Below are 24,736 nucleotides of genomic sequence, written 5' to 3'. Positions count from 1 at the left end.
CTCCCGTGGACGCCGGACTGCTCGCCCCGGGGCGGGCGGGCTGCCCGGCCGAGACCGCGACGGGCGACACCGCGTTCCTGCGGGCGCTACTCGACGCGGAAGCGGCCCTCACGCGCGCACAGGCGGCCTGCGGGCAGGCGCCGGCCGACGCCGCCGACGCGGTCACGGCTGCCGCCGACGTCTCCCGCTTCGACGTGCGCACTCTCGCCCTGCGCGCCCGCGCCGGCGGCAACCCCGTCATTCCGCTGGTCGCCGACCTGACGGCCGCTGTGCCGGGGGAGTGGCGGGCGTACGTCCACCGGGGTGCGACCAGCCAGGACATCATGGACACCGCGGCGATGCTGGTCGCGCGCCGCACGCTCGACCTGGTTCTGGGCGACCTCGACCGTACGGAAGCGGCGCTGGCCGCCCTGGCCGCCGCCCACCGGGACACGGCCATGCCCGGCCGCACCCTCACCCAGCACGCCGTGCCCACCACCTTCGGACTCAAGGCGGCCGGCTGGCGCGCGCTGATTCTCGACGCCCGGGACCGGCTCCGTACCGTACGGGACGCCTTGCCGGCCCAACTCGGCGGCGCCGCAGGGACCTTGGCCGCATTCGCCGCGTACGGGAACGAGTCGACCGGAGGCGCCGAACGGCTCGTCGTGGCCTACGCCCACGAGACCGGCCTCGCGACACCCGCGCTGCCCTGGCACACCCTGCGCACCCCGATCGCCGACCTCGCGGGCGCCCTCGCCTTCACCGCCGGGGCGCTCGGAAAAGCTGCCGTCGATGTCCTCACCCTCTCCCGCACCGAGATCGCGGAGGTGACGGAAGGTGCGGGCGGCGGATCGTCCGCCATGCCGCACAAGGCGAACCCCGTGCGTGCCACGCTCGTCGCGGCGGCGGCGCGCCGTGCCCCGCACCTCGCGGCCGTTCTCTACGCCTCGATGGCGGCGGAGGACGAACGTCCGGCCGGCGCCTGGCACGCCGAGTGGGAACCGCTGCGCGACCAGCTCCGACTCGTCGGCGGGGCGGCGCACGACACCGCGGAACTGGCCGAGGGGCTGCGCGTCCACGCGGACGTCATGCGGGAACACCTGGGCCTCACCGGCGGGTTGATCCTCTCGGAGCGGCTGTCCGCCGCGCTCACCCCGGTGCTCGGCCGGGCCCGCGCGAAGGAACTCCTCACCGAACTCGCCCGGCTGTCCGAAGCGGAGGGGCGCCCGCTCGCGGAACTCCTCGGTCATGTCGAGGAGTTGAAGGAAATCGACCTCGGCGATCTCACCGACCCCACCCGCTACACCGGCTCTGCCGGAGCCCTGACCGACCGCGCCCTGGAGCGACCTTGACCACCGCGACACCGCCGCAGCAGCCGTACGAGGGACTTCACCACCGCGTCGAGGGGCCGGCCACCGCACCCGCCCTGATCCTCGGCCCCTCGCTCGGCACCTCCACCGCCCTGTGGGACGCGGTCGCCCCCGAACTGTCGGTGACCCACCGCGTCGTCCGCTGGGACCTGCCCGGCCACGGCGGCTCCCCGGCCGCGCTCATCGGCCCCGGTGCGACCGTGGCGGACCTGGCCGGCCTCGTCCTCGCCCTGGCCGACCGGCTCGGCGTCGAACGCTTCTCGTACGCCGGAGTCTCCCTCGGCGGCGCCGTCGGCCTGCACCTCGCCGCGCACCACCCCGAGCGGGTGGAGCGCCTCGCGGTCCTGTGCTCCTCCGCCCACTTCGGCGGCTCCGCGCCGTGGGAGGAGCGCGCGGCGACCGTCCGGCGCGAGGGTCTGGCGGCACTCGCGGAGACCGCCGACGCCCGCTGGTTCACCCGCGGTTTCACCCTGCCCGCCCTGGTCGACGACCACCGGAAGGCCGACCCGGACGCCTACGCCGCCTGCTGCGACGCGCTCGCCGCCTTCGACCTGCGGGACCGGCTGCCGTCGATCACCGCGCCCACGCTCCTCGTCGCTGGCCGCGAGGACCCGGCGACCCCGCCGGCCCATCTGCGGGAGATCGCGGACGCGGTGCCCGGCGCGGCGCTCACCGAGATCGCCGGCGCCTCCCACCTGGCGCCGGCCGAACAGCCCGGGGCCGTCCTTGCCGCGCTGCGCGGCCACTTCGCGGGCGGCGGCGCGAAGCGCGGCATGGAGGTCCGCCGCCAGGTCCTCGGCGATGCGCACGTGGACCGCGCGCAGGCGCGCCAGACGGACTTCACGGCCCGCTTCCAGGACTTCATCTCCCGCTACGCCTGGGGCGAGATCTGGACCGACCCCACGCTGTCGCGGCGCGAGCGGAGCCTGGTCACCCTCACGGCGCTGGTCGCCCACGGCCACCTGGAGGAGTTGGCCATGCACGTGCGCGCGGCCCGGCGCAACGGTCTGAGCCCCGACGAGATCGGGGCCGTACTCCTCCAGACCGCGGTGTACTGCGGTGTCCCGGCGGCCAACGCGGCCTTCGCCGTGGCCCAGCGCGTCCTCGCGGAAGAGGTTGCGCCGGGCGAGTGAACGCGTGTCAGTGCGTGAGGCGATCGTCCGTCGCCTCACGCGCTTCGGCGCGCCAGTCCTCCGAGATCCGGCGGGCCTGGTCGGCGTCGGCCGTGCCGAGCGCCCCGGCGACGGCCTCCCAGGTGTGCCCGGAGGCCAGCAGGGCCTCGACGGCCGCGCCGACGCTCAGATTCGCGCCGCGCCGGGCGTGGTCGAGGGCGCGGAGCGTGCCCAGCAGATCGTCGGCCGTCGCCGAGTCGCGCAGCGAGCGGGCGGCGGCCTCGCGGCCCTGGACCGCCGTGACCCACCAGTCCGCGGCGGTGTGAGACGGGTGTGTTTCGTGCGTCATGAGACGCCCTTCCACTAGTTGCTCAGTGCACTGAGCATAGCCGGGTGTTCTGTTGCGGCGAGATGTATTGACACGGCTCCGGGGGCGGGGCAGCATCACCTCCAGGTTAATTAACTATCTAGTGCGTTAACTGCACGTGTCAGGTGTGCGTGTCGCTCGCCACCCGCTCCGGCGCCCCTCTCCGCGGCGCCGACCCCCGTCCCTCTCGCAGCCCGTCCCCGCTCCTGGGTACGCTGCTCACTCCGAGGAGTCCACGTGTCCGCTCACCCGCAGGCCGGCCCGGTGCCGGCCGGCCCGCCCCAGGGCAAGCCCCGCAAGGCCGCCTTCGCCGCCTGGATCGGCAGCGCGCTGGAGTACTACGACTTCTTCATCTACGGCAGCGCCGCGGCCCTGGTCTTCCCGAAGGTCTTCTTCGACCCGTCGGACCCGGCCACCGCCACGCTGATCTCGCTGGCGACCTTCGGTGTGGCCTACGCCGCCCGTCCCGTCGGGGCGCTGGTGCTCGGACACTTCGGCGACCGGCTCGGCCGACGGAAGATCATGGTGTGGACGCTGGTCCTCATGGGTCTGTCCACCTTCCTCATCGGCTGTCTGCCGACCTACTCGCAGGCCGGCGTCCTCGCTCCCGCCCTGCTGGTCCTGATGCGCGTGCTCCAGGGGCTCTCGGCGGCCGGTGAGCAGGCCAGCGCCAACGCGATGACGCTGGAGCACGCGCCCGAACACCGGCGCGGCTACTACACGAGCTTCACCCTGAACGGCACGCAGGCCGGCCAGATCCTCGCGACCCTCGTCTTCATCCCCGTCGCCGCGCTTCCCGACGAGCAGCTCTACAGCTGGGGCTGGCGCGTCCCGTTCCTGCTCAGCGTCCTCGTCGCCGTCGCCGGCTGGGTCATCCGCCGCACGCTGGAGGAGACCCCCGTCTTCCAGCAGGTCGCGGCCGAGCGTGCGGTCGCCAAGATGCCGCTGGCGTACCTGTTCAGGAACCACTGGGCCGATGTGCTGCGGGTGGTGGCGGCGGCCCTGATCGCCACCGTGTCCACGATCTTCTCGGTCTGGGCACTCTCGTACGCCACGAGCGACGCCGTCGGGCTCGACAAGACGAGCATGCTCTGGGTCAACGGCTGTGCCAACGCGGTGGCCCTGCTCGCGATCCCGCTCTGGGCCCGGCTCTCGGACCGGATCGGCCGCAAGCCGGTCTTCCTGATCGGTTCGCTCGGCTCCGGCGTGATGATCTTCGTCTACCTGTGGGCGATCTCCACCGGCAGCTACCCGCTGGTCTTCGCCGCCGGCCTGCTCCTCTTCGGAGTCGTCTACAGCGCCGCCAACGGCATCTGGCCGTCCTTCTACGGCGAGATGTTCCCCGCCAGGGTCCGGCTCTCCGGCATGGCCGTGGGCACCCAGATCGGTTTCGCCGTCGCCGGGTTCGCGGTCACCTTCGCGGCACAGATCGCGGGGCCCGACGGGGACAACTGGCAAGGAGTCGCCGTCTTCACCGCGGTCTTCTGTGTCATCTGCTCGATCGCCGTGGCGACGGGTCGCGAGACGCACCGCGTGCCCACCGCCGAACTCGGGCTGCGCACCCCGACCGAGCCAGCGCTGATTCCGGCACGCGAGTCCGCCGCGCTCTGACGGAACCCCGGCGTGCACCGACACGCACCGACGTACTCCTCCGCGCACCGGGCTGCCCCTCGGTGGCCTTCCCCGAGGGGCCCTGTGCGCGATTTACTTAACTAACCAGTTCGTACATGAGGAGCCTCATGGAGATCCCCGTCCTCGTCCTCAACGGGCCCAACCTCAACCTCCTGGGTCTGCGCGAACCCGCGATCTACGGCACCGACACCCTCGACGCCATCGAGCGCCTCTGCCACGACACCGGCGAGCGGCTCGGTCTACGGGTCGATGTCCGTCAGTCCAACCACGAGGGCGTCCTCATCGACACCGTCCAGGAGGCGCGCACCACACACCGCGGCATCGTGATCAACCCCGCCGGCTACAGCCACACCTCCGTCGCCCTGCGCGATGCCCTGGCCGCGGTCGGGCTGCCGGTCGTCGAGGTGCACCTGTCCAACATCCACCGGCGGGAGGCGTTCCGGCACCACAGTTACGTCTCCGGTGTCGCCGACGCCGTCATCTGCGGGGCCGGGGCCCACGGCTACGCCCTCGCGCTGACCCACCTCGCCCAGCTCACCCGCGACACCCAGCCGACCCGCACCACCCAGGGGAGCCCCCGATGACCTCGTACCTCACCGGCCTGATCGGCTCCGGTATCGGCCCCTCGCTGAGCCCGGCCCTCCACGAGGCCGAGGCCGACCGCCACGGCGTCCGCCTCGTCTACCGCACCCTCGATCTCGACACCCTCGACGTCGAGCCCGACGCCGTCGGCGACCTCGTGCACGCCGCTGCCTTCCTCGGCTTCGACGGACTGAACGTCACCCACCCCTGCAAGCAGCTCGTCATCGAGCACCTGGACGAACTCGCCCCCGAGGCCGCCGAACTAGGCGCCGTCAACACCGTCGTCTTCCGCGACGGTCGCGCCGTCGGACACAACACCGACGTCACCGGCTTCGCCCAGTCCTTCGCCCGCGGGCTGCCCGACGCACCGACCCGGGACGTCGTCCAGCTCGGCGCCGGCGGGGCGGGCGCCGCGGTGGCGCACGCCCTGCTGAACCTCGGCGCCGACCGGCTCACACTCCTGGACACCGACCCGACCCGCGCCGCCCGCCTCGCCGCCGACCTGGGCGCCCGCTTCGGCCCGGGCCGCGCCCGGGCAGGGGCGGCGAGCGAGGCGGCGGACCTGCTCGCGGCCGCCGACGGGCTCGTCCACGCCACCCCCACCGGCATGGCCGCCCACCCCGGGCTCCCCGTGCCCGCCGCCGCGCTCCGTCCCGGGCTGTGGGTGGCCGAGGTCGTCTACCGCCCGCTGGAGACCGAACTGATCCGCGCGGCCCGCGCGGCCGGCTGCCGCACCCTCGACGGCGGCGGCATGGCCGTCTTCCAGGCCGCCGACGCCTTCCGGCTCTTCACCGGACTCGCACCCCACACCGAGCACATGCTCGCCCATCTCGCCGATCTCGCCGCCACCCCGGCCTGAACGGAGGAGCCGCGCCATGACCTCCCTGACCGCAATGACACCCGTGCCCGCGCCCCCGCCGCACCACCCGCCGCGCACCTCCATCGCCACCGTCTCGCTCAGCGGGCCCCTCTCCGAGAAGCTCACCGCCGTCGCCACCGCCGGATTCGACGGCGTGGAGATCTTCGAGAACGACCTGCTCGCGGGCCCCCTCAGCCCCGAGGAGGTCCGGCTGCGCTGCGCCGACCTCGGGCTGCGCATCGAGCTCTACCAGCCCTTCCGCGACTTCGAGGCCGTCCCGCCCGAGCGGCTCGCCCGCAATCTCCGGCGCGCCGAGCGGAAGTTCGCGCTCATGGAGCGGCTCGGTGCCGACCTCCTCCTCGTCTGCTCCAGCGTCGACCCCGAGGCCGTCGACGACGACGAGCTGGCCGCCGAACATCTGCGGCTCCTCGCCGAGCGCGCCGACGCGCACGGCATCCGCATCGCCTACGAGGCCCTGGCCTGGGGCCGCCACATCCACACGTACGACCATGCCTGGCGGGTCGTCGAACGGGCCGACCATCCGGCCCTCGGCACGTGCCTCGACAGCTTCCACATCCTCTCCCGGGGCTCCGACCCCGCGGGCATCGCGGACATCCCCGGCGAGAAGATCTTCTTCCTCCAGCTCGCCGACGCACCGCTCATGGCGATGGACGTCCTCCAGTGGAGCCGCCATCACCGCTGCTTCCCCGGGCAGGGCGGCCTCGACGTCGCCGCGGTCGTCGACGCGGCGGTCCGCGCCGGATACCGCGGGCCGCTCTCGCTCGAGGTCTTCAACGACGTCTTCCGGCAGGCCGGCGCGGCCTCCACCGCCGTCGACGCGCTGCGCTCCCTGCTCCTCCTGAAGGAGCGCGCCGGGCTCTCCGCCCCACCCGCCCCCGCTGTTCCGTCCGGCTTCGCCTTCGCCGAACTGGCCGCCACCGACACCGAACCCCTGCGCGGCGTACTCGGCGCGCTCGGGTTCACCCGCACCGGCCGGCACACCTCCAAGCCGGTCGAACTGTGGCAGCAGGGCGAGGCGCGGATCCTGCTCAACACGGGCGCCGGCAACGGCCGCCAGGGGCCCGCACTGGCCGCCGTCGGCGTGGAGACGGCCGACCCCGACCGGGCGGTGCGCCGCGCCGAGGCGATGCTCGCCCCCGTCGTACCGCGCCGCCGCGCACCCGGGGACGCCCCGCTGGACGCGGTCGCCGCCCCCGATGCCACGGAGTTGTTCTTCTGCCGCACCGACGCGCCCGACCACCCCAGCTGGACCCGCGACTTCACCCACGCAGCGGAGCAGGTCACCGAACCCGCCGCGGTCCGCCGCATCGACCACATCGCGCTGACCCAGCCCTGGCACCAGTTCGACGAGGCGGCGCTCTTCTACACCTCCGTGCTCGGCCTGGCCGCCGAGGACAGCGTGGACCTCGCCGACCCCTACGGGCTGCGCCGCAGCCGGGCGGTGGCCGGCGCGGACGGGGGTGTACGCATCGTCCTCAACGTCGCCCCCGCGCCGGGCGCCGACGACGGCCACGCCCAGCACATCGCGCTGGCGACCGACGACCTCCTCACCGCCGCCCGCCGGATCCGCGATCGCGGCGGGAGCCTCCTGCCCATCCCCGCCAACTACTACGACGATCTGGACGCCCGCCACGAACTGGAGCCGCGCACCCTCGCCGCCTACGCCGAGCTCGGCGTCCTCTACGACCGTGACGCGTACGGGGAGTTCCTCCACTGCTACACCGCCACCGTGGGCCGGGTCTTCTTCGAACTCGTCCAGCGCATCGGCGGATACCGGGGATACGGCGCCCAGAACGCGCCCGTCCGGCTGGCCGCCCAGCTCGCACAGGCGCACGCCTGACCCCGGGGTCCCGAGCGGCCCACGGCTAGACTGGCCGACGCCGGACAGTCCGCCCCGAGGAGCCGCATGGCCGCCGCCGTTCCCCCGTCCACCCAGCCCGCCGAGCCCGTCAAGCGCACCCGGGACGCGGCCCGGACGCGGGCGGAGATCCTCGACGTGGCGACGGAGGAGTTCGCCCGCCTGGGCTTCGCGGGCGCCCGGGTGGACGAGATCGCCGCCCGGATGCGGACGACGAAGCGGATGATCTACTACTACTTCGGCAACAAGGAGCAGCTCTTCACGGCCGTCCTCGAACGGGCCTACACCGTCATCCGCGACGAGGAGCAGAAGCTCGACGTGGAGCATCTGGATCCGGTGTCCGCGATCCGCCGGCTGGCCGAGCTCACCTTCGACCACCACGAGGCCCACCCCGACTTCATCCGCCTCGTCAGCATCGAGAACATCCACGAGGCGGAGCACATCGCCTCCTCGCCGAGCCTCAGCTCGCTGAGCTCGCCCGCGATCGACGTCATCGCCCGCATCCTGGACGCCGGGCGCGCCGAGGGCGTCTTCACCGCCGACGTGGACGCCGTCGACCTGCACGCGATGATCAGCTCGTTCTGCTTCTTCCGCATCTCCAACCGGCACACCTTCCGTACGCTCTTCGGCCGCGACCTCACCGAGGCGTCCCGCCGCGAGCACTACCGGACGATGCTGGGCGACCTGGTCATCGCCTATCTGACCTCGACGGACTGACCTCGCCGGACCGCCGGAGAGGGATCGGGTCCGGCGCGCGGGACGAGCAGCAGGCCCAGGAGCGGGACCGCGCCCAGGATCAGCCAGGGCAGGGGACCCCGGTGCTCCAGGAGCGCGCCGGCGGGAGCGGCGCCGACGAGGACGACCAGACCGGAGACCGACGAGAGCGCTCCGGTGAACAGGCCGAGCCGCTCGGCGTCGACGAGGTCGGGGACGTACGCCCGGGCTGCCGGGACCACCAGCATCTGGCCGAGGGTGAGCAGCACGGTGAAGCAGAGCGCGGGCCACAGCCCGCCCAGCGGAAGCAGGGCGCCGGTCGCCGCGAACGCGCCGGCGATCAGGGCGAGACCGGCGCGGACCATCCCGGGCCGGCTCAGCCGCGCCGCCGCCCACCGCTCCAGCGGCACCTGGCCGACCACGACCAGCGCGGAGGACAGCGCGAAGAGCCAGCCGAGCGCCCGCTGCGAGCCGGTGGCGCGGTCCAGCTCGGCCGGCAGGGCGAGATAGAGCTGGTTGTACGCGAGCAGATAGGTCGCGTACGCGAGCGCGAGGCCAAGGAATCGGCGGTTCCGCACGAGCGGGCGCCACTCGGTCCGGGGCCGTCGGACCGTCGGCGCCGCCCCCGGCATCAGGAACCAGTGCCCGGCGAGGACGAGGGCGAAGACCGCGGCCCCCGCCAAACAGGCGGCCCGGAAGTGCCCTCCGGCAGCCCCGTCCCCGGTGCCGTACAGCAACAGCGCCCCCAGTACGGGTCCGAGCAGCGCGCCCGCCTGCCCGCCCGCCGAGAACAGGGCGAGCGCCCGCGTGCGGACGGGACCCCCGCCGTCCTCGAGGCGTACCGCCTCGCGCGCGATCTCCGTCTCCACGGCGGGCGAGAACAGGGCGGCGGCGAAGCCGACCAGGACCACCGCCCCGATGACCGCCCAGGTGGACGTGGCCAGGGAGAGCCAGACGAAGCCCGCCACGCGCAGCGCGCAGCCCGCGAGGACGACCGGCCGCGCGCCGTAACGGTCGGTCAGCGCGCCGCCGACGACGAACAGGCCCTGCTGGCTGAAGGTGCGCAGGCCCAGGATCAGCCCGACCAGCCAGCCGCCCAGGCCGAGGGCCCCGCCCAAGTGGTCGGCGAGATAGGGGAGTACGGCGAAGAAGCCGACGTTGAACGCGAACTGACTGACAATCAGCAAGCGTGCGAGCGCGGTCACGCGACGATCTTTCCGTCGCGCATGGTGAGCACCCGGTGGCTCAGGTGCCGGACCGCCGCCATGTCGTGGGAGATGAACAGACAGCCGAGGCCGAGCCGGTCCTGCAGATCGAGCAGGAGGTTGAGGATCCCCGCTCGCAGGGACGGGTCCAGGGCGGACACCGGTTCGTCGAGCACGAGCAGGTCGGGCGAGCTCGCCAGGGCGCGGGCGATCCCCGCGCGCTGGCACTGTCCGCCGGACAGCTCCTGCGGAAGCCGCTCCGCGAGGGCCGCGTCCAGACCGACCAGGTCGAGGAGTTCGGCGACCCGCTCGGGGCCGGCGGGTCGCGACCAGCGGCCCTGGACGCGCAGCGGCTCGGCGATCTGGTCCCGGATCCGCCTGCGTGGGCTGAGCGAGCCGTACGGGTCCTGGAACACCGGCTGGAGGCGGGGCCGGACCGCGCGCAGCCGCCGCTCGCTCAGCGCGGTGAGGTCCAGACCGTCGAACCGGACGCTGCCGCCGTGCGGTCGGCGCAACAGCAGGACGGCCGCCGCCGTGGACGACTTCCCGCAGCCCGACGGCCCGACGAGGCCGACCGTCTCACCGGCGTCCACATGGAAGGAGACGCCGTCGACGGCGGTGGCCGCCCCGTACCGCACGACCAGGTCGTCGACTGTGAGCAGCGGGCTCATACGGACTCCAGGGCGGCGTGGTGGCAGGCGACCGCACGCCCGTCGAGGGGGCGCGGCTCAGGCCGTGCGGTGCGGCAGTGGTCGGTGGCCCGCGGGCAGCGGGGCGCGAAGGCGCAGCCGGTCCTCAGCTCCCCGGACGTCAGCTCGCCAGGCGTCGGCGGACGGCCCGGAAGGGCGGGCAGCCGGGTCCGGGGCACCCCGTCGGCAGTGGGAAGGGAGGCCAGCAGGCCCGCGGTGTACGGCGCGAGGGGCCGGTCCAGGACCCGGACCACCGGACCGTACTCGGCCAGGGAACCCGCGTACATGACCGCCATGCGGTCGGCGTGCGCCCGTACGACGTCGAGCGCGTGGGTGACGAGCACGAGCGAGGCGCCCCGCGCCGCGCAGTGCTCACGCAGCAGGTCGAGGACCCGGCCTTGGGTCTCGGGGTCCAGGGCCGTGGTCGGCTCGTCGGCCACGACCAGCTCCGGCTCGTTGACCAACGCCATGGCGAGGACGGCGCGTTGCCGCATGCCGCCAGAGAACTCATGAGGATATGAGCGGGACTTGGCGGCCGGGATGCCGACCTCCTCGAGCACGACGGCGGCCCGCCGCCGCGCGTCCTTCCTCGACATGCCCCGCACCGACCGGAGGGCGAGCGCGAGTTGCTCGCCGACCGGGTGGACGGGGGAGAGCGCGGAGAGCGCGTCCTGCGGAACGAGCGCGATGCGGCGGCCCCAGTCGGCCGGTGTGACCGGGGCGCCCCCGAGCAGGACATCGCCGGAGACGGTCGCCCCGCGCGGGACCATGCCGAGCAGCGCGCGGACGGTCAGCGACTTCCCCGCCCCCGACTCGCCCACCAGGGCCAGGACTTCACCGGTGCGCACCTCGAAGGAGACGCCGCGGACCACGTCCACGCCGTCGAAGGAGACGCACAGCTCACGGACCGAGAGCAGGGTGTCAGACCGGGACATGGCTCGCCTTCCTGCGCGGCGGTACGGAACGGATGCGGGCGCGGCGCGGTGTCGCGCCCGACAGGGACACGGCGAGCGCGGCGAGCAGCGCGAGCGCGACCGCCGGGGCGAGGGCGGCCACCGGGGCCCGCTCGACGTAGTCGGCGGACTCGTCGAGCAGCAACCCCCACTCGGGGGACGGCGGCTGGGCGCCGAGCCCGAGGAATCCGAGCGAGGCCAGGGCGAGCGCGATGCCGGGCAGCCGCAGGACGGCGTGCCGGGCGACCGGCGCCGCCACCGACGGCAGGACGTGCCGGCCGAGGATCCACAAAGGGCTCGCGCCCATCGCCCGCTGGGCGAGCAGGAAGCCGGAGGCCCGTATCTCCTGGGTGAGGGCCGCGGCGTGGGCCGCGAGCGGCGGCCAGGAGACGAGCGTGACGGCGAGCGCGGCGGCGCCCGTGCCGGGACCCGTCGCGGCGCCGACGAGGATGCCCGCCACGACGGGCGGTACGGCGTTAGCGATGTCGGCGAGACCCGAGGCCACGTTCGGCAGGAAGCCGAGCGCCAGCGCGAGGAGGTACGAGAGCAGGCAGACGACCCCCGCCGTGCCGACCGTCGAGGCGGCGCCGTGCCCGAGCCGGGCCAGCACGTCCCGGCCAAGCGCGTCGGTGCCGAGCGGGTGCGCCGCCGAGGGCGCGGCGAGCCGGGCCGCGGTGTCGATCGCGTACGGCTCGCGCAGCAACCCCCAGCCGACCACGGCGACGAGCACCGCGCCGAGGACCACCGGAACGGCCGGGGGGACGCGGGCGGGGCGGGCGGCGGGCAGGGTGAGGCTCGCGTCGCGCAGCGCGGGACCGAGCAGCCCGCGGCGCACGACGGCCGCGAGCACACCCGTCAGGAGCCCGAGTGCGAGCAGCGCGAGGACCGTCCCCTGGAGCAGCGGCAGGTCCTGTGACTTGGCCGCGCCCAGGGCCGTACGCCCGAGTCCCGGGATCGCGAAGACCGTCTCGACGGCGACCGCGCCGCCGGTCAGACCGACCGCGACCATCCCGAACTGCGGTACCAGCGGCGGGAGTACCCGGCGGACGGCGGCCGCGGCGAGCTGCGTCCGGCCGACGCCCGCACCGCGCCACAGCTCGACCCAGCGCTCGTCGAGCACGGACGGCAGTGCGTCGGCGACCAGCCGGCCGAGCAGTGCGCCCGCCGGGACTCCGAGGGCGAGCGCCGGCAGGACGAGGTGCTGCGGCCCCGCCCAGCCGGACGTGGGGAACCAGCGGAGCCAGACGCCGGCCACGATCAACAGACCGAGGGACAGCAGGAATTCGGGCACGGCGGCGAGGACAGCGGCCACGGCACCCGCACTGCCCCGACCCCGCACGAGGACGGGCGCGGCGAGCGCGCAGCCGACGGCGAGCGCCACGACGAGCGCCGCGCCCATCAGCGCCAGCGAGACCTGAAGACCGGCGGTCACCGCCGGCAGCACGTCCGTGCCGGACACCCACGAGGTGCCGAGATCGCCCCGCAGCAGCCCGCCCGCCCAGCGGCCGAGCAGTCCGAGCGGGCCCGCGTCGAGGCCGAGGTCCGCCCGGATGGCGGCCAACGCCTCGGGCGTCGGCTCCTGTTCGGCCGACCTCGCGCGCAGCACGCTGAGCGCGGGGTCCTTCCCGGACAGCCAGGGCAGCAGCCCGGCCACGGTCAGTACGGCGACCAGACCGGCCGCCCTCGCCAGGCCCGCTCTCACCGGACGGCGGTGTCGATCGTGACGAGCTCGCGCTCCCGCGGGTCGTGTGCGGCGCCGGTGACGTCGGCCGCGTCGCCCTGGACGACGCGCTCGTGCAGCATGGGGACGGCCGCGTCGGTGGCGAGAACGGCGGCCTCCGCGTTCATGACGGCCCGGCGGCGGGCGTCGCCCGTCGCGCTTCCCGAGGCCGCGGTCAGCGCCCGGTCGACGACGGGGTCGGAGAGCTGGGAGAGGTTGAAGGAGCCCTTGTCCGCGAAGTCGCTGTACAGGTACGCGGCCGGGTCCCCGGAGTCGAGGACGGTCGCCCGGGACAGGATGAAGGCGTCGAACTTTCCGGCCAGGGCGTCCGCCTCGATGTGGGCGTACTCGCGGACGTCGAGGGTGACGGTGAAGCCGGCTGCCTGGAGCTGCTGCTGGAGCACCTGGGCGACCTCGGGCAGTTCGGCGCGGTCGGTGAAGGTCCCGATGGTGATCCGGGCGCCCTTCGGGTCGGCGGCCGCGGCGTGCGGGACGGTCCCGCGCAGCTTGGCGGCCCAGGGGAGCGCCGGTCCGAGGAGCCCCTGGGCGACGTCCGCCCTGCCCTCGTACACGCCCTCGACGATCTTGCGGGCGTCGATCGCCTCGCGGGCCGCCGCGCGCAGCCGGGCGTCCTTGAACGGTCCGGACGCGGTGTTGAGGTAGAGGGTGTTGGTGCGCGGCATCGGCACCTCGGTGATCAGCTCGGGGTCGAGCAGGGCGGCCTGGGAGACCGGCACGGCCTCGACGATGTCGGCCTCGCCGCTGCGCAGGGCGGCGGCCCGCGCGGTGCCGTCGGGCACGAACCTCACGTCGATGCCGGACGCCTTGGCCCGGCCGCCCCAGTAGCCGTCGTACCGGTTCAGCGTCGCGGAGGCCGTGCCGTTCACCTCGACCAGCTCGAAGGGGCCGGTGCCGGCGCCGACCGGGTTGACGGTCTTCCCCCGGTACGCCTTGGCGGCCAGGATCGACAGCTGCGGCGAGCTGAGGCGCTGCGGTACGAGGGGGTCCGCGGCGGCCGTCGTGACGGTGACCGTGTGCGGGCCGGCGGCGCGGACGGTGAGGTCGACGCCGTCGAGGATGCGCGGCTTGGGGGAGGCGCCTGCGGCGGCGGTCAGCGAGGTCACCACGGAACTGGCAGTGAGGGCCGTGCCGTCGTGGAAGGTGACGCCCTTGCGGAGCGTGAACGTCCACGTCCGGTCGGTCTGCCGCCAGCGGGTGGCGAGGGCGGGGACGGCGTTCCCGTCCCGGTCGAGCCCGACGAGCGTCTCGGCGGCGGACCAGCGCGACAGCTTGAAGGCGTCGTCCGACAGGGGTGAGAGCCCGGAGCGCGGCGGCTGCATCATCGCGAGGCGTACGCGGGCGTCGCCCGACCCCTTCGCCTCGGTGCCGGTGGGGGCGAAGCAGCCGGTGAGCAGGGCCGCGGCGGCGCCGACCGAGAGGGCGGTCAGCAGGGCGCGGCGGGGTATGCGGGAGTTTTCGTGCAGGCGCAAGGGAGGTGCCCCAACGGGAGGTGCGACAAGTGGTTGAGGGCTTGACCATATCATCATGACAATCGTTTTCATGTCGCTCGATCGGCGTACGCCCGGCGTGCAGTAAATCGGCCGAGGGCGGAGCATGAACGTGAGAAGGGTGGGGGCGGCGACCCAGGAGGCTGCCATGCCCGACGAGCTCGTCGTACTGAAGAACGTCGACAAGCACTTCGGTGCGCTCCACGTGCTCCAGGCCATCGACATGACCGTCGGCCGTGGTGAGGTCGTCGTCGTGATCGGACCGTCCGGCGGCGGGAAGTCGACCCTGTGCCGGGCCATCAACCGACTGGAGACCATCGACTCCGGAGAGATCGTCATCGACGGCAAGCCGCTGCCCGCCGAGGGCCGCGAACTCGCCGCGCTCCGCGCCGATGTCGGCATGGTCTTCCAGTCCTTCAACCTCTTCGCGCACAAGACCGTGCTCGAGAACGTCACCCTCGGCCAGATCAAGGTCCGCAAGAAGGACAGGAAGGCCGCCGAGAAGCGGGCCCGCGAGCTGCTCGACCGCGTCGGGGTCGCCAACCAGGCCGACAAGTACCCCGCCCAGCTCTCCGGCGGCCAGCAGCAGCGCGTCGCGATCGCCCGGGCCCTGGCCATGGAGCCGAAGGTGATGCTCTTCGACGAGCCCACGTCCGCGCTCGACCCCGAGATGATCAATGAGGTCCTGGAGGTCATGCAGCAACTCGCCCGTGACGGAATGACCATGGTCGTCGTCACCCACGAGATGGGCTTCGCACGCTCCGCCGCCAACCGCGTGGTCTTCATGGCGGACGGCAGGATCGTGGAGGAGACCACACCCGAAGAGTTCTTCAGCAACCCGCGCAGCGACCGCGCCAAGGACTTCCTCTCGAAGATCCTGCACCACTGAACCGCGGCCGACCGCGCGCACAGCAGCCCCAGGGGTGATCACATGAATCCGCGCAAGCTCACCAAGGCCGGCGTGGCCGCGGCCGCCGCGCTCGCCCTCTCCTTCTCCATGGCCGCCTGCAGCGACGACGGCGGCGGGGGCGGGTCCGCCTCCGACGGCGACAAGATCACCGTAGGAATCAAGTACGACCAGCCCGGCGTCGGGCTCAAGACGCCCGACGGCACCTACACAGGCTTCGACGTCGACGTGGCCACGTACATCGCCAAGCAGCTCGGCCGGGATCCCGGTGACATCGAGTGGAAGGAGGCCAAGAGCGCCGATCGGGAGACGATGCTCCAGCGCGGCGATGTCGACTTCATCGCGGCCTCCTACTCGATCAACGACAAGCGGGAGGAGAAGGTCGACTTCGCCGGTCCGTACCTCCTGGCCCACCAGGACGTGCTGATCCGCGCGGACGACAACTCCATCACCAAGCCAGAGGATCTGAACAACAAGAAGCTCTGCTCGGTCACCGGCTCCACGTCCGCGCAGAACGTCAAGGACAAGATCGCCCCCGACGCACAGCTCCAGGAGTACGGCGGCTACTCCGAGTGCCTCACCGGCCTGGAGAACGGTGTGATCGACGCGGTGACCACCGACGACGCGATTCTCGCCGGATACGCCTCGCAGCCGGAGTTCGAAGGCAAGTTCAAGCTCGGCGGCTTCGAGATGAGCAACGAGAACTACGGAATCGGTGTCCAGGAGGGCAGTGAACTGAAGCAGCAGATCAACGACGCCCTGGAGAAGATGGTCGCCGACGGTTCCTGGGACGCGGCCGTGAAGAAGAACTTCGGCCCGGCCGAGTACCAGAACGAGCCCGCGCCGGAGATCGGCGTCATCGTCAAGTAAGTGGGCCGCCGTGTTCGACTTCCTCGAAGGCTACGACCTGCTGGGAGCGTTCTGGGTGACGGTGCAGCTCACCGTCTACTCCGCGATCGGCTCCCTGATCTGGGGGACGCTGCTGGCCGCCATGCGCGTCAGCCCCGTCCCCCTGATGCGGGGCTTCGGCACCGCCTACGTCAACATCGTCCGCAACATCCCCCTCACGGTGATCATCGTCTTCACCTCGCTCGGCCTGTTCCAGACCCTCGGCGTCAACATGGGCGCCGAGGACTTCACCACCATCAACTTCAGGCTCGCGGTCCTCGGACTGATCGCCTACACCTCCGCCTTCGTCTGTGAGGCGCTGCGCTCCGGCATCAACACCGTCCCCCTCGGCCAGGTCGAGGCAGCCCGCGCCATCGGCCTCAACTTCCCCCAGGTGCTGCGCCTGATCGTGTTGCCGCAGGCGTTCCGCTCGGTCGTCGGACCGCTGGCCAACGTACTGATCGCGCTCACCAAGAACACCACCGTGGCCGCCGCCATCGGTGTCGCCGAGGCCGCCCTGCTGATGCGCGAGATGATCGAGAACGAGGCCCAGCTCATCCTCATCTCGCTGATCTTCGCGGTCGGCTTCATCTGCCTCACGCTCCCCATGGGGCTCTTCCTCGGCTGGGTGAGCAAGAAGGTGGCGGTGAAGCGATGAAGGAGAAGCCCACCGTCCTCTACGACGTCCCCGGCCCGCGCGCCAAGCGGCGCAACCTCCTCTACACCCTGCTGTTCCTGCTCGCTGTCGCCGGCCTGATCTGGTGGGTCCTGGTGACCCTCGCCGACCAGGGCCAGCTCGAATGGGCCAAATGGTCGCCGTTCTTCACGGACTCCCGTACCTGGACGACGTTCCTCCTGCCCGCCCTGAAGAACACCCTCATCGCCGCCGCGCTCGCCGTGATCATCGCCCTCCCCGTGGGCGCCCTCCTCGGCATCGGACGGCTCTCCGACCACCTCTGGATCCGCGGCGTCGCCGGCACGATCGTGGAGTTCTTCCGCGCCATCCCCGTGCTGATCCTGATGCTCTTCGCCAACGCGGCCTACTCCGAGTTCACCGACATCAGCCCGGAGAACCGCCCCCTCTACGCGGTCGTCACCGGACTCGTCCTCTACAACGCCTCGGTCCTCGCCGAGGTGGTCCGCGCCGGCATCCTGTCCCTGCCCAGCGGCCAGACCGACGCCGCCAAGGCGATCGGGATGCGCAAGGGCCAGACCATGACCAACGTCCTGCTGCCGCAGTCGGTCACCGCGATGCTCCCGGCGCTCGTCAGCCAGCTCGTCGTCATCGTCAAGGACACCGCGCTCGGCGGCGCGATGCTCGGCTTCTCCGAACTCCTCGCGTCCGTACGCCCGATGAGCGCGAACTACGGAGCGAACACCATCGCCAGCTTCACCGTCGTCGCCGTCATCTTCGTCATCCTCAACTTCGCGCTCACCACCTTCGCGAGCTGGCTGGAACGCAGGCTGCGGCGCGCCAAGAAGTCCACCGGCGCGGTGGTCGGCGTCGACGCGGTCGAGGAGCTCGCGCGGCCCGGCGAACACATCGGCCCGGCCGACGGCGACAAGTGACGGTTGTCTTACGTGGGGGTGTGTCCGGGGGACGGCGCGCCGACCCCTGTGGGCACGATGAGGCATGGTCACCTCCCAGACCCCGCGCGAGCCCACCCGCACCGACCGTCTGCTCGCCGCGCTCGGCGGGCTGCTCGCCGCGTACGTCTCCCTCGCCGTCGCCGAGCTCGTCGCCGCCGCCGTCCGCCCCGAGGCGGGCCCCGTCACCGCCGTCGGGGGAGCGGTCATCGACCTCACCCCGGCGGCGGTCAAGGAATGGGCGATCCGCACCTTCGGCGAGAGCGACAAGGCCGTCCTGCTGCTGGGGATCCTCCTCATCCTGGCCTTCCTCGCCGCGGCCATCGGAGTGCTGGCGCTCCGGCGCCGGCCGGCCGCCGTGGCGGGCGTGCTGTCCTTCGGCGTCGTCGGGGCCCTCGCCGCCGCCGGCCGCCCGGACTCCGACTCCGCGACGGACATGCTTCCCTCGCTGGTCGGCGCGGCGGCCGGAGCGGCCCTGCTGTACGTGCTCATCGGCCGCCTGCTCGCCCCGCGACCCTCGGCCGCACCGCAACGGGCCGCCCGCGCGAGCCGCCGGAGCTTCCTCCTGACCGCCGGCGCCACGGCCGTCGCGGCGACCGGCGTGGCGGCGCTCGGCCGGGCGCTCGGAGGCACCCGCAGTCAGGACGCCGTGGCCTCCCGTACGGCGCTCCGGCTGCCCCGGCCGGCGTCCGCCGCGCCGGCCGTCCCGCGCGGGGCGCAACTGGACGTCGCCGGCATCAGCCCCTTCGTCACCCCGAACAAGGACTTCTACCGCGTCGACACCGCGCTCGTCGTGCCCAAGGTCGACGCCGACGAATGGCGGCTGCGGATCCGGGGCCTGGGCGTCGACCGGGAACGCTTCTTCACGCTGCCCGATCTCTTCCGCCGCACCGTGATCGAGCGCGACATCACCCTCGCCTGCGTCTCCAACGAGGTCGGCGGCCCCTACGTCGGCAACGCCCGCTGGCTGGGCGTCCGGCTCGCCGACCTGCTGCGCGAGGCGGGCGTACGGCCGCCGTCCGAAGGCGGTCCGGCCGACCAGCTCGTCGCCCGCTCCGTCGACGGCATGACCATCGGCACCCCGGTCGAGGACGTGATGGACGGCCGCGACGCCCTCCTCGCCTTCGGGATGAACGGCGAGCCCCTGCCCTTCGACCACGGCTTCCCCGTCCGGATGCTCGTACCCGGCCTGTACGGCTATGTCTCCGCCTGCAAGTGGATCGTGGACATCGAGCTCACCACCTTCGACGCCTACGACGCGTACTGGGTGCGAGGGGGCTGGGCGGACCGGGCGCCGGTCAAGACCCAGTCGAGGATCGACACCCCGCGCTCCCTCGCCCGCCCCGGGGCGGGCACCGTGATGATCGCCGGGGTGGCCTGGGCCCAGCACCGGGGCATCGCCCGCGTCCAGGTCCGGATCGACGACGGCCCCTGGCACGACGCACGGCTCGCGGCCGAGGACACCAGGGACACCTGGCGCCAGTGGGTGTACCCCTGGGAGGCCACCCCCGGCCGCCACTCGCTCACCGTCCGCGCCACCGACGGCACGGGGGAGACCCAGACCGAACGCCGCACCGACCCGATGCCCGACGGGGCCGACGGATGGCACACCGTCGTCGTGACGGTCGAATGACCCGGGCCGGTGTCCCCCGGAAGTGGATCACTGCTGCCCGGTGGGGTGACCGGGCGGCGTGCCGCGTTCGCCCGAGCGGTCCGAAGGGCCGTTGATGGGTACGTGAGTACCGCGAGCACCGCACCGATAGTCGTCCACTCCTGCGCACACGTCGGCGCCACGACCCTGCTCGTCCGGCTGATGGGCGAGATCGACCACTACAGCGCCGCACCCCTCCGGGCGATACTCGCCTCCGCCGCCGCGGAGGGCTGTACCGACCTCGTCCTCGACGCCTCGCGGGTCACGTTCTGCGACTCCGGTCTGCTGGGGGTCCTGGACCAGTGGTCCCGGCGGGGGCGTCGCTACCGCATCGACGCACCCCCGGGAGTCGTGCTGCGGCTGCTGCGCCTCGCCGCGTAGACCGGTGGGCCGGGGCGGCGATCACCGTCCCGGCCCACCGGCCCCTCCCAGCCGCGGGACCGCTACTTCAGGTACGGCCCCGCGGTACCGATCCGGCCGGGTCCGTTCAGCACGAACACCCGCAAGTTGCCCTTCCCCGGTGCGGCGACGCTCAGCGTGCCGTTCGTGACGACCCGCTGGTCGCCGGTGACGGCGTCGGTGTAGGTGCCGTTCGGGATGCCGGTGTACGTCGCGCCACCGGTGACGGCGACGAGCGCGAAGCTGTCCGTACCGCCGGCGGTGTAGCGGCGTTTGAACGCGATCGAGCCGCTGACGCCCTCCGTGGAGTACTGGCCCATCTGCAGGGCCGGTACCGCCCGGCGGATCTGGTTGAGCCGCTGGAGGTGCCGGGCCAGCGGCTGCGCCAGGGTCTGGGCGACGGCGCCGCTCGCCGACTCGACGGTGGAGAAGTCCGACGCCTTCACGTCCCCCGCGAGATGGTCGCCGAAGTAGGCGCGGCCCGTGGTCGCCAGCGGACAGGTGGGCCCGCAGTCGATCTTCTTGCCCTTCTGGAACTCGACCTCGGAGCCGTAGTACAGCGTCGGGATGCCGCGGAAGGTCCACATCAGCGACATGTTCTCCGCCCAGGCGTCCGTGCCCCCTGCGTAGCGCTCGCTGCTCTTGTTGGGCCCGTAGTCGTGGCTGTCGACGTACACGACGTTGTAGGTGGCGTCGTTGTAGCTGTCGTCGGAGTCCTTGCCGTTGCCGAAGGCGTTCTGCGCGTCGCCGAAGTTCATGTGCATGCGCATGTCGATGACGTTCATCCCGGAGAACCGGCTGTGATCCGGCTCGTGGTAGCTGTTGCCGTTCAGGAAGGCGTTGTTCGACGTCGGCTGCCCGGACGGGCCGAGCTGCTGCTCGTGGTCGTACATCTCCAGGGCGGCCTTGGCGTCGTCGGCGTCGTACTCCTCGCGCTCCTTCCAGGTGTAGAACTGGGCGGAGTGGTTGACCGAGCCGCGGTTCCACTTGTCGTTGACGAAGGCGGCGACCTCGCCGAAGACGAAGAAGTTCTTCGCGGCCTGCGCGCCGAACTTCTGGGTGACGCGCTCCTGGATGGCGGGCAGGAAGCGGCGGTTCCAGGTGGTGCGCGGGATGTGGACGGCGGTGTCGACCCGGAAGCCGTCGACCCCCATGTCGATGTACTTGTTGTAAGCCCCGATCAGATAGTTCTGCACCGGCGCGGACTCGGTGTTGAAGTCGGCCAGATCGTCGTGCAGCCAGCAGGAACGGGAGTCCTCACCCTCCCAGTTGCCGATCCAGCAGTTGTGGTAGAGCGACTTCGGGAACATGCCGGACGTGGGGTTCGGCCACTGGCAGTTGTAGATGCGGTAGCCCTCCGGGGAGGTGTACTGGGTCGGGGTGCCCCAGTTGACGCAGGTGTTGCCGGTCGGCTCGGCCGTCGACCACAGGTCGCCGTTGTAGTACGACTTCCCGGACTTCGGCTCCACGGTCAGTCCGTCGTACTCGAAGGAGGCGTTGGGCTCGTCGTAGTGCCAGCTCCACTGGCTGTCGCGGACGCCGTACACCTTCGGGGTGAACAGGCCCTTGGCGCCCCAGCGGGAGGAGTGGTTGTAGACGACGTCCTGGTAGATCTTCATGCCCTTGGCGTGGGCCGCGTTGATCAGGTCCTGGTACGAGGCGCCGGCCGACTCCAGGCGGGCGTCCACCTTGTAGAAGTCGTAGCCGTGGTAGCCGTGGTAGTCGTAGTCGGACCGGTTGAGCACGACGGGCGTGATCCAGACGGCGGAGAAGCCGAGCCCCTTGATGTAGTCGAGCTTGTTCACCAGACCCTTGAAGTCGCCCCGGAACATGGGGTCGTCGTTCGCGGCGTTGCCCGACTTCGTGTGCTGGCTCCCGCCCCGGTTGTTCGACGTGTCGCCGTCGTTGAAGCGGGCGGTCAGGACGAAGTAGATCGGGTCCTTGCGCGGGTCAGTGGCGAGCGGACGGCCCGGGTCGGGTGCCGGCGGCGCGGCGCCGGTGGTCGCCTGCGCCGGAGCGGAGGAGGCCGAGGCGTTCCCCGCCGCGTCGAGGGCCTTGATCGTGTAGGTGTAGGCGGTCCGCTCCTCCAGACCGGTGTCGGAGAAGACGGTGGAGCCCACGTCGGTGACCACTGTGCCGCGCGTGCCGCCGGTGCGGGTCACCTGATAGCCCGTCACCCCCTTGTCGTCGCTCGACGGCTGCCAGGTCAGGACGACGGAGGTGCCGTCGGCGCTCGCGGCGAGTCCGGCGGGCACGGTCGGCGCCTGGGTGTCAGGGACCTCGGCGGCGCACGGGTTCGCGGCGTTGCTCGTGACGACCTTGTCCTCGACCGTGGTCGTGCCGGCGGCGAGCGCGTAGTTCGCGCCGTTGTTGTTGTCCCAGACGCCGTTGCCGTTGTTGAAGACCGCGCTCATGGCGGTGGCCGCGCCCAGGTCGACGGTCCGCTTCCACCAGCCGGTGCAGGCGGCCTCCATGCCGATGCCCGGGACGGTGGTCCAGGCGCCGCCGGCCGGGGCGTAGTGCAGGTTGGCGGTGGTCCAGCCGAGGGCGGCCGTGGAGTAGTAGACGGTGGCCTGGCTGCCGGGCTCGGTCGGTTCGCCCGGGTCGTCGGCGCACGGGTCGGAGTGGGCGACCACGCCGTCCTTGACCGTGAGGGTCCCGGTGCCCAGGTCGTAGTTCGCGCCGCCGTTGTTGTCCCAGGTGCCGGCGCCGTTGGTGAAGGTCGCCTGCAGTCCCTCGGCGGAGCCCAGGGCGACCGTCTTCTTCACCCAGTCCGTGCAGGCCGCCTCCATCGCGACGCCGGGGACGGTGGTCCAGGCGCCGCCGTCGGGCGCGTAGTGGAGGTTGTGGGCCGACCAGTTCTTCGTCTTCGTGTAGTAGAAGACCGTCGCGGTGTTCTCGGCGGCCGCGGCGGGCGCCGCGGACACGTGGGGCGGCTCGGCCGGGGGTGCGGCGGAGAGCAGCCCGAGCAGGCAGGCGGCGGCCACGGCCGCCGCTGGGGCGGGTCCGAACCGCCGGAAGGGGGTGCGTCGCATGCGTCTCTTCTCCGGAGCGGCGCCGCGACGGGGAGGTCGTGGCGAGTTCTGAAAGATTGACCGGCAAGTTGCTGCAAGCGCTTGCGACAGCGAAAGTTACCCGTGCATGACAGAGCGGTAAAGAGTCCCGACGCGATTCGTCGTGGGCGGGGGGCCGCCCGCCCACGCAAGGGCCTGTGCGGTGCCCGGGGCGCGTGCCGCATAGAGTCGACACCGGCTCGGGGCGGGCGCCTGACCGGCGCACCGGACCCGCGCCCGCGCCCGTACCGCCGAAACCACCCCGAGGAGCACTCCGTGACCGACGAGGCGTCCATCGCCCTGCAACAGCAGATCGCCCGGGAACTCGAGGTTTCCCCGACCTTCGATCCGCTCGCCGAGATCGAGCGCCGGGTGGCCTTCCTCACCGAGCGTCTCACCTCCACGGGACTGCGCAGCCTCGTGCTCGGGATCAGCGGCGGCGTCGACTCCACGACCGCCGGCCGCCTCTGCCAGCTGGCCGTGGAGCGGGCCCGTACCGCCGGACACGACGCCACCTTCTACGCCATGCGCCTGCCGTACGGCGTCCAGGCGGACGAGAAGGACGCCCAGCTCGCCCTGGGCTTCATCGCCGCCGACCGGGTGCTGACCGTGGACGTCCGGCCGGCGAGCGACGCGGCCCTCGACGCCGCCCTGTCCGGGGGTGTGACCTTCCGGGACGCCCACCACCAGGACTTCGTCCAGGGCAACATCAAGGCCCGGCAGCGGATGATCGCGCAGTACGCCGTCGCGGGCGCCCACGACGGTCTCGTCGTCGGCACCGACCACGCCGCCGAGGCCGTCTCCGGCTTCTTCACCAAGTACGGCGACGGCGCGGCCGACGTCGTCCCCCTGACCGGCCTGACCAAGCGCCGGGTGCGGGCCGTCGCCGAGGCCCTCGGCGCCCCCTCCGAGCTGGTGTGGAAGACGCCCACGGCCGACCTGGAGACCCTCGACCCGGGCAAGCCCGACGAGGACGCGCTCGGGGTGACGTACGACGACATCGACGACTTCCTGGAGGGCAAGCCGGTCGGCGAGGCCGCCTTCGCCTCGATCGTCCGCCGCTACGAGCTCACCGACCACAAGCGGCGGCTGCCGATCGCTCCTTGAGGGTGACGTGCGACGACCATCCGGACGCGAGCCCGCGTGGCGCGCGTCCGGAGGGTGGTCGGCTTGGTGTGCCCTCGGAAATCCCGAACGGCACACGCGAAGGAGACAACCGCATGTTCGGACAGTCGAAGGCGTTCAGCGGCTTCTCGGTCGACGATCTCGGCAAGGCCCGCCAGTTCTACGGCGACACCCTCGGCCTCCAGGTGGAGGAGACCGGAGAGGGGGAGATGCGGATGCTCACGATCAAGCTGGGGAGCGGCGCGAATGTCTTCGTCTATCCCAAGGACAGCCACACGCCCGCCTCCTTCACGATCCTGAACTTCCCGGTGGACGACATCGAGACCGCCGTGGACGAGCTCGGGAAGCGGGGCATCAGCCTGGAGCGCTACCCGGAGTTCACGCACGACGCCAAGGGCATCGTCAAGGGCCCCGAGGGTCCGGCGGCGATCGCCTGGTTCACCGACCCGGCGGGCAACGTCCTCTCCGTCATCCAGGAGAACTGAGCCGTACGGCGACGGCCCGGCCCCATGCGCGGGGGGCGGGCCGGGGGCGGTCGGGCGGCGCCCAACCCCGCG

Annotated in this window: 22 protein-coding genes; 15 read left to right on the top strand and 7 right to left on the bottom strand. The window is 72.4% G+C overall.

Annotation, left to right across the window (positions count from 1 at the left end):
• The first annotated feature begins 5 nt into the window (after window positions 1–5).
• Together pcaB and pcaD are read left to right on the top strand one after the other, a co-directional pair.
• Window positions 6–1,331 (top strand): 3-carboxy-cis,cis-muconate cycloisomerase, encoded by a 1,326-nt coding sequence (gene pcaB, locus ACFV9D_RS33105; protein ID WP_385154616.1) that lies wholly within the window; start codon window positions 6–8, stop codon window positions 1,329–1,331.
• Window positions 1,328–2,482 carry a 3-oxoadipate enol-lactonase gene (gene pcaD / locus ACFV9D_RS33100; RefSeq protein ID WP_385154613.1) on the top strand — a complete coding sequence of 385 codons (1,155 nt, stop codon included), beginning with the start codon at window positions 1,328–1,330 and terminating at the stop codon, window positions 2,480–2,482. Before pcaB ends, pcaD begins: the two co-directional genes overlap by 4 nt.
• 7 nt (window positions 2,483–2,489) lie before the next feature.
• Here pcaD and ACFV9D_RS33095 read toward each other — a convergent pair whose 3' ends face one another.
• Window positions 2,490–2,810: a hypothetical protein gene (locus ACFV9D_RS33095; RefSeq protein ID WP_385154610.1), complete on the bottom strand. Its 321-nt coding sequence runs from the start codon at window positions 2,808–2,810 to the stop codon at window positions 2,490–2,492.
• A 255-nt stretch (window positions 2,811–3,065) separates the two neighbouring features.
• Between ACFV9D_RS33095 and ACFV9D_RS33090 the strand changes: the two genes are divergently transcribed.
• From ACFV9D_RS33090 to ACFV9D_RS33070, 5 genes are all read left to right on the top strand, one after another.
• A complete protein-coding gene (locus tag ACFV9D_RS33090) occupies window positions 3,066–4,439 on the top strand; it encodes an MFS transporter (RefSeq protein WP_385154607.1) in 1,374 nt (457 codons plus the stop codon).
• A gap of 128 nt (window positions 4,440–4,567) precedes the next feature.
• The gene (gene aroQ, locus ACFV9D_RS33085) at window positions 4,568–5,044 is read left to right on the top strand and encodes a type II 3-dehydroquinate dehydratase (protein WP_385154604.1); all 477 of its coding nucleotides are present in this window, start codon (window positions 4,568–4,570) and stop codon (window positions 5,042–5,044) included.
• Window positions 5,041–5,901 carry a shikimate dehydrogenase gene (locus ACFV9D_RS33080; RefSeq protein WP_385154601.1) on the top strand — a complete coding sequence of 287 codons (861 nt, stop codon included), beginning with the start codon at window positions 5,041–5,043 and terminating at the stop codon, window positions 5,899–5,901. The genes aroQ and ACFV9D_RS33080 overlap by 4 nt, the downstream gene beginning before the upstream one ends.
• A 16-nt stretch (window positions 5,902–5,917) precedes the next feature.
• A complete protein-coding gene (locus ACFV9D_RS33075) occupies window positions 5,918–7,762 on the top strand; it encodes a bifunctional sugar phosphate isomerase/epimerase/4-hydroxyphenylpyruvate dioxygenase family protein (RefSeq protein WP_385154598.1) in 1,845 nt (614 codons plus the stop codon).
• 66 nt (window positions 7,763–7,828) lie between these two features.
• Window positions 7,829–8,497, top strand: coding sequence for a TetR family transcriptional regulator (locus ACFV9D_RS33070; protein ID WP_385154595.1), 669 nt, complete (start codon window positions 7,829–7,831; stop codon window positions 8,495–8,497).
• Here the strand turns inward: ACFV9D_RS33070 and ACFV9D_RS33065 are convergent.
• From ACFV9D_RS33065 to ACFV9D_RS33045, 5 genes are read right to left on the bottom strand one after another with little or no spacing between them, the layout of a single operon-like run.
• Window positions 8,476–9,699, bottom strand: a complete 1,224-nt coding sequence (locus ACFV9D_RS33065) for an MFS transporter (RefSeq protein ID WP_385154592.1) — start codon at window positions 9,697–9,699, stop codon at window positions 8,476–8,478. The two genes, ACFV9D_RS33070 and ACFV9D_RS33065, sit on opposite strands and share 22 nt — an antisense overlap.
• Window positions 9,696–10,370, bottom strand: a complete 675-nt coding sequence (locus ACFV9D_RS33060) for an ATP-binding cassette domain-containing protein (RefSeq protein WP_385154589.1) — start codon at window positions 10,368–10,370, stop codon at window positions 9,696–9,698. The genes ACFV9D_RS33065 and ACFV9D_RS33060 overlap by 4 nt, the downstream gene beginning before the upstream one ends.
• A complete protein-coding gene (locus ACFV9D_RS33055) occupies window positions 10,367–11,323 on the bottom strand; it encodes an ABC transporter ATP-binding protein (protein ID WP_385154586.1) in 957 nt (318 codons plus the stop codon). The genes ACFV9D_RS33060 and ACFV9D_RS33055 overlap by 4 nt, the downstream gene beginning before the upstream one ends.
• The gene (locus ACFV9D_RS33050) at window positions 11,310–13,043 is read right to left on the bottom strand and encodes an ABC transporter permease subunit (protein ID WP_385154583.1); all 1,734 of its coding nucleotides are present in this window, start codon (window positions 13,041–13,043) and stop codon (window positions 11,310–11,312) included. Before ACFV9D_RS33050 ends, ACFV9D_RS33055 begins: the two co-directional genes overlap by 14 nt.
• The gene (locus ACFV9D_RS33045; RefSeq protein ID WP_385154580.1) at window positions 13,040–14,551 is read right to left on the bottom strand and encodes an ABC transporter substrate-binding protein; all 1,512 of its coding nucleotides are present in this window, start codon (window positions 14,549–14,551) and stop codon (window positions 13,040–13,042) included. The genes ACFV9D_RS33050 and ACFV9D_RS33045 overlap by 4 nt, the downstream gene beginning before the upstream one ends.
• Window positions 14,552–14,675: 124 nt before the next feature.
• On the opposite strand from ACFV9D_RS33045, the gene ACFV9D_RS33040 reads away from it, so the two are divergent.
• From ACFV9D_RS33040 to ACFV9D_RS33015, 6 genes are all read left to right on the top strand, one after another.
• Window positions 14,676–15,458 (top strand): amino acid ABC transporter ATP-binding protein, encoded by a 783-nt coding sequence (locus ACFV9D_RS33040; protein ID WP_385154577.1) that lies wholly within the window; start codon window positions 14,676–14,678, stop codon window positions 15,456–15,458.
• A gap of 42 nt (window positions 15,459–15,500) precedes the next feature.
• Window positions 15,501–16,346 (top strand): glutamate ABC transporter substrate-binding protein, encoded by an 846-nt coding sequence (locus tag ACFV9D_RS33035; protein ID WP_385154574.1) that lies wholly within the window; start codon window positions 15,501–15,503, stop codon window positions 16,344–16,346.
• Between the two features lie 10 nt (window positions 16,347–16,356).
• Window positions 16,357–17,022: an amino acid ABC transporter permease gene (locus ACFV9D_RS33030; protein WP_362358443.1), complete on the top strand. Its 666-nt coding sequence runs from the start codon at window positions 16,357–16,359 to the stop codon at window positions 17,020–17,022.
• Entirely contained in the window at window positions 17,019–17,933 is a 915-nt protein-coding gene (locus ACFV9D_RS33025) for an amino acid ABC transporter permease (RefSeq protein WP_385154571.1), read from the top strand. The genes ACFV9D_RS33030 and ACFV9D_RS33025 overlap by 4 nt, the downstream gene beginning before the upstream one ends.
• Window positions 17,934–17,997: 64 nt before the next feature.
• The gene (locus ACFV9D_RS33020; RefSeq protein WP_385154568.1) at window positions 17,998–19,584 is read left to right on the top strand and encodes a molybdopterin-dependent oxidoreductase; all 1,587 of its coding nucleotides are present in this window, start codon (window positions 17,998–18,000) and stop codon (window positions 19,582–19,584) included.
• A 102-nt stretch (window positions 19,585–19,686) separates the two neighbouring features.
• Window positions 19,687–19,983, top strand: a complete 297-nt coding sequence (locus ACFV9D_RS33015; RefSeq protein ID WP_385154565.1) for an STAS domain-containing protein — start codon at window positions 19,687–19,689, stop codon at window positions 19,981–19,983.
• Between the two features lie 62 nt (window positions 19,984–20,045).
• Here the strand turns inward: ACFV9D_RS33015 and ACFV9D_RS33010 are convergent, their stop codons facing one another.
• Window positions 20,046–23,036, bottom strand: a complete 2,991-nt coding sequence (locus ACFV9D_RS33010) for a carbohydrate binding domain-containing protein (RefSeq protein WP_385154562.1) — start codon at window positions 23,034–23,036, stop codon at window positions 20,046–20,048.
• A gap of 294 nt (window positions 23,037–23,330) precedes the next feature.
• On the opposite strand from ACFV9D_RS33010, the gene nadE reads away from it, so the two are divergent.
• A complete protein-coding gene (gene nadE, locus ACFV9D_RS33005; protein WP_385154559.1) occupies window positions 23,331–24,161 on the top strand; it encodes an ammonia-dependent NAD(+) synthetase in 831 nt (276 codons plus the stop codon).
• Window positions 24,162–24,274: 113 nt separating this feature from the next.
• Window positions 24,275–24,664 (top strand): VOC family protein, encoded by a 390-nt coding sequence (locus ACFV9D_RS33000; protein WP_385154556.1) that lies wholly within the window; start codon window positions 24,275–24,277, stop codon window positions 24,662–24,664.
• Window positions 24,665–24,736 lie beyond the last annotated feature (72 nt).

The sequence above is a fragment of the Streptomyces sp. NPDC059875 genome, from assembly GCF_042731085.1.
GTDB lineage: Bacteria > Actinomycetota > Actinomycetes > Streptomycetales > Streptomycetaceae > Streptomyces.
This window is presented reverse-complemented; position numbering and strand designations above follow the sequence as displayed.

Excerpts from the sequence above, each read along its gene's own strand:
- ACFV9D_RS33000 (WP_385154556.1), top strand. The coding sequence starts at position 24,275 with ATGTTCGGACAGTCGAAGGCGTTCAGCGGCTTCTCGGTCGACGATCTC.
- aroQ (WP_385154604.1), top strand. The coding sequence starts at position 4,568 with ATGGAGATCCCCGTCCTCGTCCTCAACGGGCCCAACCTCAACCTCCTG.
- ACFV9D_RS33080 (WP_385154601.1), top strand. The coding sequence starts at position 5,041 with ATGACCTCGTACCTCACCGGCCTGATCGGCTCCGGTATCGGCCCCTCG.
- ACFV9D_RS33060 (WP_385154589.1), bottom strand. The coding sequence starts at position 10,370 with ATGAGCCCGCTGCTCACAGTCGACGACCTGGTCGTGCGGTACGGGGCG.
- ACFV9D_RS33055 (WP_385154586.1), bottom strand. The coding sequence starts at position 11,323 with ATGTCCCGGTCTGACACCCTGCTCTCGGTCCGTGAGCTGTGCGTCTCC.
- ACFV9D_RS33035 (WP_385154574.1), top strand. The coding sequence starts at position 15,501 with ATGAATCCGCGCAAGCTCACCAAGGCCGGCGTGGCCGCGGCCGCCGCG.
- ACFV9D_RS33025 (WP_385154571.1), top strand. The coding sequence starts at position 17,019 with ATGAAGGAGAAGCCCACCGTCCTCTACGACGTCCCCGGCCCGCGCGCC.
- ACFV9D_RS33040 (WP_385154577.1), top strand. The coding sequence starts at position 14,676 with ATGAACGTGAGAAGGGTGGGGGCGGCGACCCAGGAGGCTGCCATGCCC.
- ACFV9D_RS33020 (WP_385154568.1), top strand. The coding sequence starts at position 17,998 with ATGGTCACCTCCCAGACCCCGCGCGAGCCCACCCGCACCGACCGTCTG.
- ACFV9D_RS33010 (WP_385154562.1), bottom strand. The coding sequence starts at position 23,036 with ATGCGACGCACCCCCTTCCGGCGGTTCGGACCCGCCCCAGCGGCGGCC.
- ACFV9D_RS33075 (WP_385154598.1), top strand. The coding sequence starts at position 5,918 with ATGACCTCCCTGACCGCAATGACACCCGTGCCCGCGCCCCCGCCGCAC.
- ACFV9D_RS33095 (WP_385154610.1), bottom strand. The coding sequence starts at position 2,810 with ATGACGCACGAAACACACCCGTCTCACACCGCCGCGGACTGGTGGGTC.
- ACFV9D_RS33070 (WP_385154595.1), top strand. The coding sequence starts at position 7,829 with ATGGCCGCCGCCGTTCCCCCGTCCACCCAGCCCGCCGAGCCCGTCAAG.